Source organism: Roseateles sp. 22389 (genome assembly GCF_052044995.1).
Taxonomy (GTDB): domain Bacteria; phylum Pseudomonadota; class Gammaproteobacteria; order Burkholderiales; family Burkholderiaceae_C; genus Roseateles.
Map to the genome: position 1 here is coordinate 67,668 of NZ_JBQEOF010000002.1, position 13,589 is coordinate 81,256.

At 68.7% G+C, this 13,589-nt stretch carries 13 protein-coding genes; 5 read left to right on the plus strand and 8 right to left on the minus strand.

Annotation, left to right across the window (positions count from 1 at the left end):
• Positions 1-193: 193 nt before the first annotated feature.
• The 4 genes from dnaQ to ACTJKJ_RS03365 all read right to left on the minus strand — a co-directional run bounded on the left by dnaQ (position 194) and on the right by ACTJKJ_RS03365 (position 3,944).
• Complete coding sequence (gene dnaQ, locus ACTJKJ_RS03350; RefSeq protein ID WP_440819597.1) at positions 194-913, minus strand: DNA polymerase III subunit epsilon; 720 nt, start codon at positions 911-913, stop codon at positions 194-196.
• Positions 914-965: 52 nt separating this feature from the next.
• Positions 966-1,790: a prolipoprotein diacylglyceryl transferase gene (gene lgt, locus ACTJKJ_RS03355; RefSeq protein WP_440819598.1), complete on the minus strand. Its 825-nt coding sequence runs from the start codon at positions 1,788-1,790 to the stop codon at positions 966-968.
• A 60-nt stretch (positions 1,791-1,850) separates the two neighbouring features.
• Positions 1,851-2,903, minus strand: coding sequence for a tetratricopeptide repeat protein (locus tag ACTJKJ_RS03360; RefSeq protein WP_440819599.1), 1,053 nt, complete (start codon positions 2,901-2,903; stop codon positions 1,851-1,853).
• A gap of 135 nt (positions 2,904-3,038) precedes the next feature.
• Positions 3,039-3,944, minus strand: a complete 906-nt coding sequence (locus tag ACTJKJ_RS03365; RefSeq protein ID WP_440819600.1) for a LysR family transcriptional regulator — start codon at positions 3,942-3,944, stop codon at positions 3,039-3,041.
• Positions 3,945-4,048: 104 nt separating this feature from the next.
• Between ACTJKJ_RS03365 and ilvD the strand changes: the two genes are divergently transcribed.
• Positions 4,049-5,758, plus strand: coding sequence for a dihydroxy-acid dehydratase (gene ilvD, locus ACTJKJ_RS03370; RefSeq protein ID WP_440819601.1), 1,710 nt, complete (start codon positions 4,049-4,051; stop codon positions 5,756-5,758).
• A 100-nt stretch (positions 5,759-5,858) separates the two neighbouring features.
• Here the strand turns inward: ilvD and ACTJKJ_RS03375 are convergent, their stop codons facing one another.
• On the minus strand, positions 5,859-6,107 hold the full coding sequence (locus ACTJKJ_RS03375) for a TIGR04438 family Trp-rich protein (protein ID WP_091723387.1): 249 nt from the start codon (positions 6,105-6,107) through the stop codon (positions 5,859-5,861).
• Between the two features lie 177 nt (positions 6,108-6,284).
• On the opposite strand from ACTJKJ_RS03375, the gene ACTJKJ_RS03380 reads away from it, so the two are divergent.
• On the plus strand, positions 6,285-6,596 hold the full coding sequence (locus ACTJKJ_RS03380; protein ID WP_147241032.1) for a c-type cytochrome: 312 nt from the start codon (positions 6,285-6,287) through the stop codon (positions 6,594-6,596).
• Positions 6,597-6,702: 106 nt separating this feature from the next.
• On the opposite strand, the gene ACTJKJ_RS03385 is transcribed toward ACTJKJ_RS03380, so the two are convergent.
• Positions 6,703-6,915: a hypothetical protein gene (locus ACTJKJ_RS03385; RefSeq protein WP_440819602.1), complete on the minus strand. Its 213-nt coding sequence runs from the start codon at positions 6,913-6,915 to the stop codon at positions 6,703-6,705.
• A gap of 303 nt (positions 6,916-7,218) precedes the next feature.
• Positions 7,219-9,189 carry an acetate--CoA ligase gene (gene acs / locus ACTJKJ_RS03390; protein ID WP_440819603.1) on the minus strand — a complete coding sequence of 657 codons (1,971 nt, stop codon included), beginning with the start codon at positions 9,187-9,189 and terminating at the stop codon, positions 7,219-7,221.
• A gap of 182 nt (positions 9,190-9,371) precedes the next feature.
• Here acs and ACTJKJ_RS03395 point away from each other — a divergent pair, with 182 nt between their 5' ends.
• Positions 9,372-9,986: a TIGR00645 family protein gene (locus ACTJKJ_RS03395; protein WP_091723376.1), complete on the plus strand. Its 615-nt coding sequence runs from the start codon at positions 9,372-9,374 to the stop codon at positions 9,984-9,986.
• A 98-nt stretch (positions 9,987-10,084) separates the two neighbouring features.
• Here ACTJKJ_RS03395 and nhaA read toward each other — a convergent pair whose 3' ends face one another.
• On the minus strand, positions 10,085-11,248 hold the full coding sequence (gene nhaA / locus ACTJKJ_RS03400) for a Na+/H+ antiporter NhaA (protein WP_440819604.1): 1,164 nt from the start codon (positions 11,246-11,248) through the stop codon (positions 10,085-10,087).
• A 257-nt stretch (positions 11,249-11,505) separates the two neighbouring features.
• Here nhaA and ACTJKJ_RS03405 point away from each other — a divergent pair, with 257 nt between their 5' ends.
• Together ACTJKJ_RS03405 and ACTJKJ_RS03410 are read left to right on the plus strand one after the other, a co-directional pair.
• Entirely contained in the window at positions 11,506-11,769 is a 264-nt protein-coding gene (locus ACTJKJ_RS03405) for a hypothetical protein (RefSeq protein WP_440819605.1), read from the plus strand.
• A 149-nt stretch (positions 11,770-11,918) separates the two neighbouring features.
• Positions 11,919-13,460 (plus strand): fumarate hydratase, encoded by a 1,542-nt coding sequence (locus ACTJKJ_RS03410; protein ID WP_440819606.1) that lies wholly within the window; start codon positions 11,919-11,921, stop codon positions 13,458-13,460.
• Positions 13,461-13,589: the final 129 nt, after the last annotated feature.

Genomic DNA, 13,589 nt, shown 5'->3' on the forward strand with positions numbered 1-13,589 from the left:
TCGAACCTGCGACCCCTGCCGTGTGAAGGCAGTGCTCTACCGCTGAGCTAACCGCCCGGTCTTGCCTTCCTCGACCGCTGCTTGCGCCGCTGCCGGGGATGTCCGGGAAAGTCGAAGATTATGCCATGAGTTTTTGACCCGATTCAAGAACTCGCCAGGAAATTCTGCCAGGCGGCACGAGCCACAGTCGCGGTCAGGCCGTCGCCGGCACCTGCCAGATGCGCTTGCCGCCGCTGGCCTTGTCCAGGTCGACCAGCACCTTGTCGTGCAGCGCCAGTTCTTCCGGCGTCGGCGCGATGACGGGCAGCTCGAACGCGCTGAAGTCGATCGCCGCGACCACCAGCTCGCCGCCCTGGCCCGGCGACGACGAGGCGCTGTCGTCGATGACCAGCGAATCCTGGCCGCGCGTCAGCCGGATGTAGACCTCCGCCAGCAGCTCCGCGTCCTTCACCGCGCCGTGCAGGCCGCGGTTGCTGTTGTCGACCTCCAGCCGCCGGCACAAGGCATCCAGCGAGTTGGCCTTGCCCGGGAACATGTCCCGCGCCATCAGCAGCGTGTCCAGCACGTTGTCGACGCACTCGTGCAGCGGCGGCCGGCCGCAGCGCTTGAGCTCGGCGTTGATGAAGCCCACGTCGAAGGCCGCGTTGTGGGCGACCAGCTCCGCGCCCTCGATGAACGCGAGGAATTCATCGACGATCTGCGCGAACTTGGGCTTGTCGGCGAGGAACTCGCTGCTCAGCCCGTGGACGCGGAACGCCTCCTCGGGCATGTCGCGCTCGGGGTTCAGGTAGAAGTGCAGATGGCGTCCCGTCAGTTGACGGTTCACCATCTCCACCAGGCCGATGTCGACGACGCGGTCGCCCGATTCGGGATTCAGGCCGGTGGTTTCGGTATCGAAGAAGATCTGACGCATGTCTCGAAGTCTCGTGTGCGGATCGCCGGCGGCACTCTGGTCCGCGCGGCGCTCAGTGCGCCGGGGCCGCGCCCCGCCGCGCCTGCCGGCGGTAGGCCCAGACCATCATCAGCGCGCCGCCGACGATCATCGGCACGCTCAGCCACTGGCCCTGGCTCCAGCCGAAGGCGCGCAGGCCCAGGAAGGCATCCGGTTCGCGGAAGTACTCGGCCGTGAAGCGCGCGACGCCATAACCGAGCAGGAACAGTCCGGACACCGCCGCCATCGGTCGCGGCTTGCGCGCGAACAGCCACAGCACGATGAACAGCAGCACGCCCTCGCCCAGGAACTGGTAGATCTGCGACGGGTGGCGTGGAATGCCGCCGTCGTTGGCCTGCGGGAAGACCATCGCCCAGGGCAGGCCGGGATCGGCCGCGCGGCCCCACAGCTCGCCGTTGATGAAGTTGCCCAACCGTCCCGCGGCCAGTCCGGTCGGCACGCAGGGCGCGACGACATCGCCGACCTCGAGGAAATGGAACCCGCGCCGCCACGCGAAGAGCGCCAGCGCGATCAGCACGCCCAGCAGTCCGCCGTGGAAGGACATGCCGCCCTGCCACACCGCCAGGATCTCGCCCGGATGGCTCAGGTAGTAGGCGGGCTTGTAGAAGAACACGTAACCCAGCCGGCCGCCCAGCACCACGCCCAGCACGCCGTAGAACAGCAGGTCGTCGACGTCGCGGCGGGTCCAGCCGCGGGCGGCGTTCCAGGGGCGGGCGACCACGCGGTTGCCCAGCCACAGGAACAGGCCGAACGCCGCCAGGTACATCAGGCCGTACCAGTGGATGGGCCACTTCCAGAGATGGAAGGCCACCGCGTCGAACTGGGGATGCACCAACATGAGAGAGCTCTACTGCGCCGCAAAGGCGCGAATCATAAGGGCCGGGCAGCGACGGCCCGCTCAGCCGCCCAGCGCGGCGAGCTGCTTGCGGCAGTCGTCGATGTCGCCATTGCTGCCGCGGCGGTTGTCGACGCAGCGCTGCAGGGCTGTGCGCGCGGCCGCCTTGTCGCCCTTGGCCGCCAGCGTCGCCCCCAGCCGACGATCCAGCCCCAACTGCTCGGCGCCCTGCAGACCGCGGGCGCGTTCGAAGGCGGCCACCGCCTTGTCGTACTGCCCCAGCGCGTCGTAGGCCCGGCCCAGGCCGTAGGCGCCCATCGCCTGGTTGGGCTGGTTCTTGAGCAGTTCCTCGAACCAGGGCACCGCCCGGTCCTTCTGCTCGCTGAACATCAGGTTGCGGCCGTAGTCGCTCCACAGCACGCGCAGCTCGAGCAGCAGCTCGGGTCGCTGCGTGCGCACCGCGCGCAGCGCCTTCTCCATCGCCGGCCAGTCCTTCTTCGACGCCGCCACCCGCGCGCGCATCAGGCTCAGCTGCGCCGGGTCCTTCACGTCCTGCTCCAGCGCGCGCGCCTTGGACTCGCCGCCGCCGATGAAGCCGGGCAGCGCCAGGTAGTACTGCTGCAGCGCACTGCGCGGCTCGGGCGCGTCCGGCATCAAGGCCATCGCGCGCTGCGCCAGCTCGCTGACGCGTCCCAGCGAGCCCAGCGCCTTGAACTTGCTGCCGCCGCGCGCCTGCATCACCAGCGCGAGCGCGAGCGCGTAATGGCAGGCGCCCTCGTTGGGCGTGCGCTGCACGCATTGCTCCAGCCGCTGGATGTTCTGCTTCAGCACACTGCCGTCGACCAGGTCCAGTTGCGCCAGCGCCAGCGCGGCCACCGCCTGCGGATCGTCCGGATCGGCCTTCACCCGCTGCGCGGCGAGTTTCTCCAGGTCGTCCGCCCGTCCGGCGTCGAGCAGCGCCTGCAGCTCATGGTCCTTGAAGACGGCCGCCTGGGCCGGCGTCGCGAAGGCCACGCTCATCAGCATCGAGAAGCCGGTGATGAGGCAGATCGCACCGACCACCCGGCGCAGCAGGCCGCGGCGGTCGCCATCGTCATTCTTGCGGGGAGCTTTCACGGGAGGAGATCCTTTCATCGGCGCATGGTCGCAGAACTCGGCCGGACGTGCATGCCCCGCGCCGAACGGCCGCTTCGCCTTCGCCGCCGGCCCCGGCAGGCCGCACCTGCCCCTGGCGGGCGGCAGTCGGCAGGGTCATGCCTTGACTTTCACCTGACGCCGGACATGGTCGACGAAGCGCCGCACCACCGGCGAGGCGTCCGGTCGCCAGATGAGGCTGGTGTCGCAGGCCGGCACGCGGGCCGACGGCCACGGCCGGTAACGCACGCCCGGCCGCTGCAGCGCGCACACCGATCGCGGCACCCAGGCCACGCCCATGCCGGCGGACACCAGGTTGACGATGGTCTGCATCTGGATGGCCTCCTGGGCGATCTGCGGCGTGGCGCCATGGGCGCGGTAGAAGCCCAGCAGCGCATCGAACAGCGAGGGCGCGATCTCGCGCGGGAACACCACCAGCGGCTCGCGCAGGACCTCCTCCAGCGCGGGGGCCGCCTTGCGCCGGCCGGCCAGCCCCCAGTCCTGCGCATGGGCCAGGACCAGCGGCTCCGTCGACACGATCAGGCGCTCGAAGCCGGCCGGCTCGGCCCCCGGCGCGTGGATCACGAAGCCGGCATCGAGTTCGCCGGACTCGAAACCCCGCAGCTGGACATCCAGCGTCGCCTCGCGCAGCGCGAGCTGCACCTGGGGCAGCGCCTCGCGGAACAGCCGCAGCCAGCGCGGCATGTCGCCGTAACCGACGGTCGACACGAAACCCAGGCTCAGCCATCCGGCCTCGCCGCTGGCCGCCGCCCGAACCCGCACCGGCACCTGGTCGGCCTGCTCCACCAGCCGCGTCCCCGCCTCGACCAGCGCCTGACCGGCCGCCGTCAGCGCGACGGCCCGCCGCCCGCGCTCGAGCAACTGCACGCCCAGCTGCGCCTCCAGCTTCTGCACCGCCAGGCTCAGCGGCGGCTGGGTCATGTGCAGCCGCTCGGCGGCGCGGCCGAAGTGCAGTTCCTCCGCGAGCACGAGGAACTGGCGGATCGGACGGAGTTCGATCATCGATATGTCCGGCAAATCAATTCGGCGTCCACTATATATTGGACCCGCATGGTCCGGCGGCGCATACTGGCGCGCTCCAAGCACTGCCCGCCAGGATGTCCGCCATGACCGACGCCAAGAACGCCACGCCCGACGACGCCCCGAATCGTCGCTCCCGGAACATCACCGAAGGCGTCGCGCGCGCGCCCAACCGCTCCATGTATTACGGCATGGGCTACCAGGAGAGCGACTTCGGCAAGCCGATGATCGGCGTGGCCAACGGCCACTCGACGATCACGCCCTGCAACTCCGGCCTGCAGAAGCTGGCCGACGCCGCCGTCATCGGCCTGAAGGCCGCCGGCGCCAACGCCCAGCTCTTCGGCACGCCGACGATCTCCGACGGCATGGCCATGGGCACCGAGGGCATGAAGTATTCGCTGGTGTCGCGCGAGGTCATCTCCGACTGCGTCGAGACCTGCGTCGGCGGCCAGTGGCTGGATGGCGTGATGGTCATCGGCGGCTGCGACAAGAACATGCCCGGCGGGATGATGGGCATGCTGCGCGCCAACGTGCCGGCGATCTACATCTACGGCGGCACCATCAAGCCCGGCCACTACAAGGGCCAGGACCTCAACATCGTCAGCGTCTTCGAGGCCGTCGGCCAGTTCAGCGCCGGCAAGATGAGCGAGGAAGACTTCTGCCAGATCGAGAAGCGCGCCATCCCCGGCAGCGGCTCCTGCGGCGGCATGTACACGGCCAACACGATGAGCTCGGCCTTCGAGGCGCTGGGCATGTCGCTGCCGTACTCGTCGAGCATGTCCAACGTCGAGGACGAGGTCGTCGAGAACACCAAGCGCGCCGCCGACTACCTGGTCCGGGCGGTGAAGGCCAACCTCAAGCCGCGCGACATCGTCACGAAAAAGGCGATCGAGAACGCGGTGGCGGTGATCATGGCCACCGGCGGCTCGACCAACGCGGTGCTGCACTTCCTGGCCATCGCGCATGCCGCCGAGGTGGACTGGACCATCGACGACTTCGAGCGCATGCGCAAGAAGATCCCGGTGCTGTGCGACCTCAAGCCCAGCGGCCGCTTCCTCGCGGTGGACCTGCACAAGGCCGGCGGCATCCCGGCGGTCATGAAGCAGCTGCTCAAGGCCGGCCTGCTGCACGGCGACTGCATCACCATCACCGGCAAGACCGTCGCCGAGAACCTGGCCGACGTGCCGGACCTGTCGCCGGAGCAGGAGGTGATCCGCGCCGTGTCGGACCCGATCTACGCCGAAGGCCACCTCGCGATCCTCAAGGGCAACCTGTCGCCCGAGGGCTGCGTCGCCAAGATCACCGGCCTGAAGAACCCGGTCATCACCGGCCCAGCGCGCGTGTTCGACGACGAGCAGGCGGCGCTGGCCGCGATCATGGCCGGCCAGATCAAGGCCGGCGACGTGATGGTGCTGCGCTACCTCGGCCCCAAGGGCGGCCCCGGCATGCCGGAGATGCTCGCCCCCACCGGCGCGCTGATCGGCCAGGGCCTGGGCGAGAGCGTCGGCCTGATCACCGACGGGCGCTTCTCCGGCGGCACCTGGGGCATGGTGGTCGGCCACGTCGCGCCGGAAGCCTATGAAGGCGGCACGATCGCGCTGGTCCACGAAGGCGATTCGATCACCATCGACGCGCACCAGCTGCTGCTGCAGCTGCATGTGGACGATGCCGAACTGGCGCGCCGCAAGGCCGCGTGGACGAAACCGGCACCGCGCTACACGCGCGGCGTGCTGGCCAAGTTCGCCAAGAGCGCCTCGAGCGCGAGCTCGGGCGCGGTGCTCGACAAGTTCGAGTGAACGCTCCGGCGCCGGCCCATCGGTCGGCGCGATGAATGCGACAGCGGGGCCCGAGGGCCCCGCTGTCATTGCCGGTCGCGGCGGTCGGCCGCGGTCCGGATCAGCGCCGCTTGCGCTGCTTGTCCGCCTGGCCGAGCGCCTCGAGCGAGCGCTGGCGGCGCGCCTCCCGGCGCTCATCGAGCTTGTCCATCTCCTTGCGCTTGGTGTAGCCCGACTTGTCGGCGAACTCCCACCACAGCACCGCCAGCACGAAGGGCGACAGCACCCACCACCAGCTCAGCGCACCGATCGGCCCGAACTCGGCCAGCTTCAAGGCGATCAACAAGACGCCGATCACGATCAACCACATCGCATTTCTCCTCGTACACGCGCCAGGTCGGCACGGCTCCCAACACTACAATCGCCCGAGCCCGGACACCCCCAGCCACTCGCCGCTCCCCCGGGAAGCGGTCCCCACGTCGCGAGCTTCTCGCAGGGTTCTCTTGAGGGTGTTCCGCATCTTCCCGGCAGGATCTGAAAGGATGCCATGAAAAACGCCTTGTTCGTCTCCGCGGCCCTGATCGCCGCCCTGTCCGCCCCCAGCGCCTTCGCCAGCCAGGAACTGGCCCAGAAGAAGAACTGCATGGCCTGCCATGCCGTCGACAAGAAGCTGGTCGGCCCCGCCTACAAGGACGTCGCGGCCAAGTACGCCAAGGACAAGGACGCGGTGAAGAAGCTGTCCGAGAAGATCATCAAGGGCGGCTCCGGCGTCTGGGGCCCGGTCCCGATGCCGGCCAATGCGCAGGTCAGCCCGGCGGAGGCCGAGCAGCTCGCCAAGTGGGTGATGTCGACGAAGTGAAGGTCGACGAAGCGAAGGTCGACGAAATGCCCGACCCAGCGCAGGTCGACGCGCCGGGCCTAGCCGGCTCGCCATGAACAAGGCCCCGTCCGGGGCCTTGTCTCATTCAGCGCCTGCCGTCAGCCGCCCTCTTCTCAGGAAGTCTTCTCAGGAAGTTCAGCCGCACCCGGCCGCGCAGGCCGACGGAGATCAGGATCTCCCGGCCGCCGATGGCCAGCCGCAGCAACTGCGCCAGCGCGGCGGCACAGCGCCGGATTGGTTTCGGGGACCTCTGCGGGAACGAAGACTCCACAAGCGACTCCTTCTGTGAGATCGGCATCCGGGGGACGCCGCGCCAGCGCCGCCCTGAGCGCGGGCCGGATCGCGGCCCGCCCCGGTGGGGCGCTGCGACGATTCTTGGCCCATGGACCGCGCAAGCACCACGACCCGAGCCAGTGTGGGTGAGGCCTTGGCTGCCACATGAAGGCCAAGCGCTGCCGGAGACCAGCGCCCTGCAGCCGCACCGCCCCGCGCATGCGGGCCGCGCGACGGGCGTCCATGCGGCTGTCGGATGCAGGTGTCTGCGCGAGCACCATGAAAAAACCCCGCCGAGGCGGGGTTGCGCGAGCCGCTGCGAGCGGTTTCAGTAGGCCTGGCCCAGTTGCTCCAGGATCGCCGGATTCTCCAGCGTCGAGGTGTCCTGCGTGACGCTCTCGCCCTTGGCGACCGAGCGCAGCAGCCGGCGCATGATCTTGCCGCTGCGCGTCTTGGGCAGGTTGTCGCCGAAGCGGATGTCCTTGGGCTTGGCGATGGGGCCGATCTCCTTGGCGACCCAGTCGCGCAGCTGCTTGGCGATGGCCTTGGCCTCGTCGCCGCTCGGACGCGGGCGCTTGAGCACGACGAAGGCGCAGATCGCCTCGCCGGTCGTGTCGTCGGGCCGGCCCACGACCGCCGCCTCCGCCACCAGCTCGGTGCAGCTGACCAGCGCGGACTCGATCTCCATCGTGCCCATGCGGTGGCCCGAGACGTTCAGCACGTCGTCGATGCGGCCGGTGATGGTGAAGTAGCCGTTGTCCGCGTCGCGGATGGCGCCGTCGCCGGCCAGGTAGTAGCCCTTGAGCTCGGGCGGGTAGTAGCTCTTCTTGAAGCGCTCCGGATCACCCCAGATCGTGCGGATCATCGAGGGCCACGGCTTCTTGACGACCAGGATGCCGCCCTGCCCGTTGGGCACGTCGTTGCCGGTCTCGTCCACGATGGCCGCGGTGATGCCGGGGAACGGCAGCGTGCAGGAGCCCGGCACCAGCGGGGTGGCGCCCGGCAGCGGCGTGATCATGTGGCCGCCGGTCTCCGTCTGCCAGAAGGTGTCCACGATCGGGCAGCGGCCGCCGCCCACATGCTGGTGGTACCACTCCCAGGCGGCCGGGTTGATCGGCTCGCCCACCGAGCCCAGCAGCCGCAGCGAGCTCAGGTCGTAGTTCTTCGGATGGACCGCCTCGTTGGTCTCGGCCGCCTTGATCAGCGAGCGGATCGCCGTCGGCGCGGTATAGAAGATCGTGACCTTGTGCTTCTGGATCATCTGCCAGAAGCGGCCCGCGTCCGGGAAGGTCGGGATGCCCTCGAAGACGATCTCGGTGCCGCCCAGCGCCAGCGGCCCGTAGGTGATGTAGGTGTGGCCGGTCACCCAGCCGATGTCGGCGGTACACCAGAAGATGTCGGAGTCCTTCAGGTCGAAGGTCCACTTGGTGGTCAGCGCCGCATGCAGCAGGTAGCCGCCGGTGCTGTGCTGCACGCCCTTGGGCTTGCCGGTCGAGCCCGAGGTGTAGAGCAGGAACAGCGGATGCTCGGCCTCGACCCATTCGGGTTCGCAGCTCGCGGCCTGGCCGGCCACCGCGTCATGCAGCCATTCGTCGCGACCGTCGACCCAGGCGATCTGGCCGCCAGTGCGCTTGTAGACGAGGACCGACCGGATCGTCGGGCAGCTGTTGTCGGCCAGCGCGTCATCGACGATGGCCTTGAGCGGCAGCGACTTGCCGCCACGGGCCTGCTCGTCGGCGGTCAGCACCATCACCGCGCCGGCGTCCTGCACCCGGTCGCGCAGCGACTGCGCCGAGAAGCCGCCGAACACCACCGAGTGCGTCGCGCCGATGCGCGCGCAGGCCTGCATCGCCACCACGCCTTCGACCGACATCGGCATGTAGATGACGACGCGATCGCCCTTCTTCACGCCGCGGGCCTTGAGCGCGTTGGCCAGCTGCGCCGTCCGGGCCAGCAGCTCGGCATAGGTGACGCGGGTGACGCTGCCGTCGTCGGCCTCGAAGATGATCGCGACGCGCTCGCCCCGGCCGGCCTCGACGTGGCGGTCCAGGCAGTTGTAGGACACGTTGAGCCGGCCGTCCTCGAACCACTTGAAGAAGGGGGCGTCCGACTCGTTCAGCACCTTCGTGAAGGGCTGCTTCCAGCTGAGCAGCTCGCGCGCCTGGCGCGCCCAGTAGCCGGCGTAGTCGGTCTCGGCTTCCTTGCACAGCGCCTCGTAGGCGGCCATGCCGGACACGTGCGCGCCCTGGACGGCGGCTGCGGGGGGGTTGTAGATCTTGTCGCTGATCTTGTCGCTCATGGCCTATGTCTCCGTACAGGCAGGGATCTTCGAACTCGGCCGAACTCTCCGCTTTCACACTGACGATCTGCTTACTCTTGTAGAAGAGCGGCGGGCGCGCGGCCGCGAAACCAGCGGCATGCTCTCACTAAAATCGCCCGGTTTGGCGGTTCCCGCCCGTTACGACCTGAAGGATTGCCCCGATGACCGATCGACCGAAGGCCCCGGCCGACACCGCGCCCAAGCGCATGCACCCGCTCGCCCACCTGATGTTCGGGAGCCGCTGGCTGCAGTTGCCGCTGTACCTGGGGCTGATCCTGGCGCAGGCGGTCTACGTCTACCAGTTCTGGACCGAGCTGATCCATCTCGTGGAGGCGGCCTTCGGCAACCAGGAGGCGCTCAGGCTGCTGGTGGACAGCGTGGGCTACAAGGCCGGCACCGCGCCCACCAAGCTCAACGAGACCATCATCATGCTGGCCGTGCTGGCGCTGATCGACGTGGTGATGATCTCCAACCTGCTGATCATGGTGATCGTGGGCGGCTACGAGACCTTCGTGTCGCGGCTGCATCTGGAGGGCCATCCGGACCAGCCCGAATGGCTGGACCACGTCAATGCGTCGGTGCTGAAGGTCAAGCTGGCGACGGCCATCATCGGCATCTCCTCGATCCACCTGCTCAAGACCTTCATCAATGTGCAGAACCTGACCGAGCAGACGCTGATCTGGCAGACGGCCATCCACCTGGCCTTCCTGCTGTCGGCGCTGGCCATCGCGATGACCGACCGGCTGCTCACCCATCCGCCGGGCGACAAGCACTGAGCGCCACCGCGGCGCCGGGTCGGCGCCGGATCGGCACTGGATCGGCATCAGCGACGAGGGAGCCCGCGGGCTCCCTCTCCTTTTGGGCGAGCGCCCGCTCAGGCGCGTCTGCGCAGCAGGATCAGCGTGCCCACCACGCCGGACAGGATCGAGCCGCCCAGCACGCCGAGCTTCACCCGCGTCTCGTAGTCGGGCCCGTGGCCTTCGAAGGCCAGGCCGCCGATGAACAGGCTCATCGTGAAGCCGATGCCGCAGAGCACGCAGACGCCGAAGAACTGGATCCAGTCGGCGCCGCCCGGCCGCTGCGCCAGGCCGAAGCGGATCATCAGCCAGGAGCTGCCGAACACGCCCACCGCCTTGCCGAGCAGCAGCCCCAGCGCAATGCCCAGCGACACCGGATGCAGCAGGTCGCCCGCATGCAGGCCCAGCAGCGACACGCCCGCGTTGGAGAACGCGAACATCGGCAGGATCAGGAAGGCGACCCACGGATGCAGGCCGTGCTCGAGGTCCTCGGCCGGCGAGTGGCCGCTGCCGTCGTCCGACGGAATGAACAGCGCGGTCGCGACGCCCGCGAGCGTCGCATGCACGCCCGACTTGAGCACGCAGGTCCACAGCACCAGGCCGACGACGATGTAGAGGTCCGCGCGCGTCACCCGGGCCCGGTTGAGCACGAAGAGGATCGCCAGGCAGGCCGCGGCGGCCCCCAGCATGACCAGCGACAGCTGGCTCGTGTAGAAGAGCGCAATGACGACGATGGCGCCGAGGTCGTCGATGATCGCGACCGCCGTCAGGAAGACCTTCAGCGAGGCCGGCACCCGGCTGCCCAGCAGCATGACGATGCCGATCGCGAAGGCGATGTCGGTGGCGGCGGGAATCGCCCAGCCGTGCAGCGCGACCGGATCGCCGCGGTTGATGCCGGCATAGATCAGCGCCGGCACGACCATGCCGCCCAGCGCGGCCACCATCGGCAGCACCGCCTGGGAGCGCTCGGCCAGCTCGCCGCTGACGAACTCCCGCTTGATCTCCAGGCCGACGAGGAAGAAGAACACCGCCATCCACAGGTCGTTCACCCAGACCAGCAGCGGCTTGGCAAGCACCAGCCAGTCGCCGCCGATGCGGACCTCGCCCTCGATGCGGGTGAAGGCGGCATACAGCTCCCGCCAGGGCGAGTTGGACAGGATCAGCGCGGCCACGGCCGCGATCGCGAGCACGATGCCGCCGGCCGATTCGCTGGCGAAGAAGCGTTTGAGTCCCGGTGTCAAGAAAGTTCCTCCCGAAAAACGAGCCGCCGGATCGGCGGCCCCAGGCAGTAAATCAGAGCGAGGGGGACGCGTCGATGACCCATCCCAGTGAAAGAGTTAACGCACACGTGAAGACCGCATCATCGCCGGTGCGCGGCCCGTCCCTCTGAAGAGGGAGTGTCGCGTTCTCCCGAGGATGCGGCCGGGCGCGCGTTGCTAGCATCCCGCGCTTCATCAGCCCCGGGACACGGATCCCGGACTCTCGAGGGAAGCACGACATGATCCGATTGTTGTTCGTCGCCGCGCCGCTGCTGGCGCTCGCCGCCTGCGCCAGCGACGGCGTCACCGCCACCGGCACGCAGACCGCCGCGGCCCAGGGCGAGACCGGCCAGAAGATGGTCTGCGAGCGCGAACAGCGCACCGGCTCGATGCTGGGCAAGCGCGAATGCGCGCCGGCGCTCAGCGAGGACGAGAAGCGCCGCCTGTCCAGCGAGGTCGGCAACATGGTCAAGCCGCGCGGGACGACGGCACCGGGCAGCTGAGGCTCCCGGGCTTGGTACGCCGGACCGGCGGTCGACGGCCCGGCGTGCGGATCGCACCGTGCGCATGCCGCTCGGAAGCCGCTGCCGGCGACGGGGCAATGGGGCGGTGGAGGATAATCCGCCGCGTCCCTGGATCCCCGAGCCCCACCATGACCACCACGATCCGTTACGCCGACCTCGTCGAAAGCGTCGCCGCCGCGCTGCAGTACATCAGCTACTACCACCCGGCCGACTACATCCAGCACTTGGCCCGCGCCTATGAGCGCGAACAGAGCCCGGCCGCCAAGGACGCCATCGCGCAGATCCTGACCAACTCGAAGATGTGCGCCGAAGGCCGTCGTCCGATCTGCCAGGACACCGGCATCGTCAACGTCTTCCTCAAGATCGGCATGGACGTGCGCTGGGCCGACTTCCCCGGCTCCATCCAGGACGCCGTCAACGAGGGCGTGCGCCGCGCCTACAACCACCCGGACAACAAGCTGCGCGCCTCGGTGCTCAGCGATCCGATCTTCGAGCGCAAGAACACCAAGGACAACACGCCGGCGGTGATCTTCATGGAGGTCGTGCCCGGCAACACCGTCGACGTGATCGTCGCGGCCAAGGGCGGCGGCTCGGAGAACAAGAGCAAGGTCTACATGCTCAACCCGAGCGAGAACATCGTCGACTGGGTGCTCAAGACCGTGCCGACCATGGGCGCGGGCTGGTGTCCGCCGGGGATGCTGGGCATCGGCGTCGGCGGCACGGCCGAGAAGGCGGCGCTGCTGGCCAAGGAAGCGTTGATGGACGACATCGACATGTATGAGCTGCTCGAGCGCGGCCCCCAGAACAAGCTGGAGGAACTGCGCATCGAGCTGTACGAGAAGGTCAACGCGCTGGGCATCGGCGCGCAGGGCCTGGGCGGCCTGACCACGGTGCTGGACGTCAAGATCAAGACCTACCCGACGCACGCGGCCTCCAAGCCGATCGCGATGATCCCGAACTGCGCCGCCACGCGCCACGCGCACTTCGTGCTCGACGGCTCCGGCCCGAGCTACCTGGAGCCGCCCAGCCTGGACCTGTGGCCCGACGTGAAGTGGGCGCCGGACTACAACAAGAGCAAGCGCGTCGACCTGAACACGCTGACCAAGGCCGAGGTCGCGAGCTGGAAGCCCGGCGACACGCTGCTGCTCAACGGCAAGATGCTGACCGGCCGCGACGCCGCGCACAAGCGGATCCAGGACATGCTGGCCAAGGGCGAATCGCTGCCGGTGGACTTCACCAACCGCGTGATCTATTACGTCGGCCCGGTCGACCCGGTGCGTGACGAGGTGGTCGGTCCGGCGGGCCCCACCACCGCGACGCGGATGGACAAGTTCACCGACATGATGCTGGAGAAGACCGGCCTGATCGCGATGATCGGCAAGGCCGAACGCGGCCCGGTCGCGATCGAGTCGATCAAGAACCACAAGTCGGCCTACCTGATGGCGGTGGGCGGTTCCGCCTACCTGGTGTCCAAGGCGATCAAGCACGCCAAGGTCGTCGGCTTCGAGGACCTGGGCATGGAAGCGATCTACGAGTTCGACGTGATCGACATGCCGGTGACGGTGGCGGTGGACGCCGGCGGCACCAGCGCGCACATCACCGGCCCGGCCGAATGGCAGCAGCGCATCGCCTCCGGCAAGGCGATCAAGATCCCGGTCGCCGCCGGCTGAGCACGCCCCTCGCGCCAATGACAAGACCACCCTCGGGTGGTCTTTTTCATTTCTGGCGGTGCCTTCCAGCACTTCACGTCGCGCCGGCATCCCGCGTATCACCGCGGCATGAACGATCCCCTCCCACGG

What these genes read in the sequence shown, in the direction of transcription:
- ACTJKJ_RS03365 (WP_440819600.1), bottom strand. Translation starts at nt 3,944, where the DNA reads ATGATCGAACTCCGTCCGATCCGCCAGTTCCTCGTGCTCGCGGAGGAA.
- ACTJKJ_RS03405 (WP_440819605.1), top strand. Translation starts at nt 11,506, where the DNA reads ATGATCCGATTGTTGTTCGTCGCCGCGCCGCTGCTGGCGCTCGCCGCC.
- ACTJKJ_RS03380 (WP_147241032.1), top strand. Translation starts at nt 6,285, where the DNA reads ATGAAAAACGCCTTGTTCGTCTCCGCGGCCCTGATCGCCGCCCTGTCC.
- ilvD (WP_440819601.1), top strand. Translation starts at nt 4,049, where the DNA reads ATGACCGACGCCAAGAACGCCACGCCCGACGACGCCCCGAATCGTCGC.
- dnaQ (WP_440819597.1), bottom strand. Translation starts at nt 913, where the DNA reads ATGCGTCAGATCTTCTTCGATACCGAAACCACCGGCCTGAATCCCGAA.
- ACTJKJ_RS03410 (WP_440819606.1), top strand. Translation starts at nt 11,919, where the DNA reads ATGACCACCACGATCCGTTACGCCGACCTCGTCGAAAGCGTCGCCGCC.
- ACTJKJ_RS03385 (WP_440819602.1), bottom strand. Translation starts at nt 6,915, where the DNA reads ATGCCGATCTCACAGAAGGAGTCGCTTGTGGAGTCTTCGTTCCCGCAG.
- lgt (WP_440819598.1), bottom strand. Translation starts at nt 1,790, where the DNA reads ATGTTGGTGCATCCCCAGTTCGACGCGGTGGCCTTCCATCTCTGGAAG.
- acs (WP_440819603.1), bottom strand. Translation starts at nt 9,189, where the DNA reads ATGAGCGACAAGATCAGCGACAAGATCTACAACCCCCCCGCAGCCGCC.
- ACTJKJ_RS03375 (WP_091723387.1), bottom strand. Translation starts at nt 6,107, where the DNA reads ATGTGGTTGATCGTGATCGGCGTCTTGTTGATCGCCTTGAAGCTGGCC.
- ACTJKJ_RS03395 (WP_091723376.1), top strand. Translation starts at nt 9,372, where the DNA reads ATGACCGATCGACCGAAGGCCCCGGCCGACACCGCGCCCAAGCGCATG.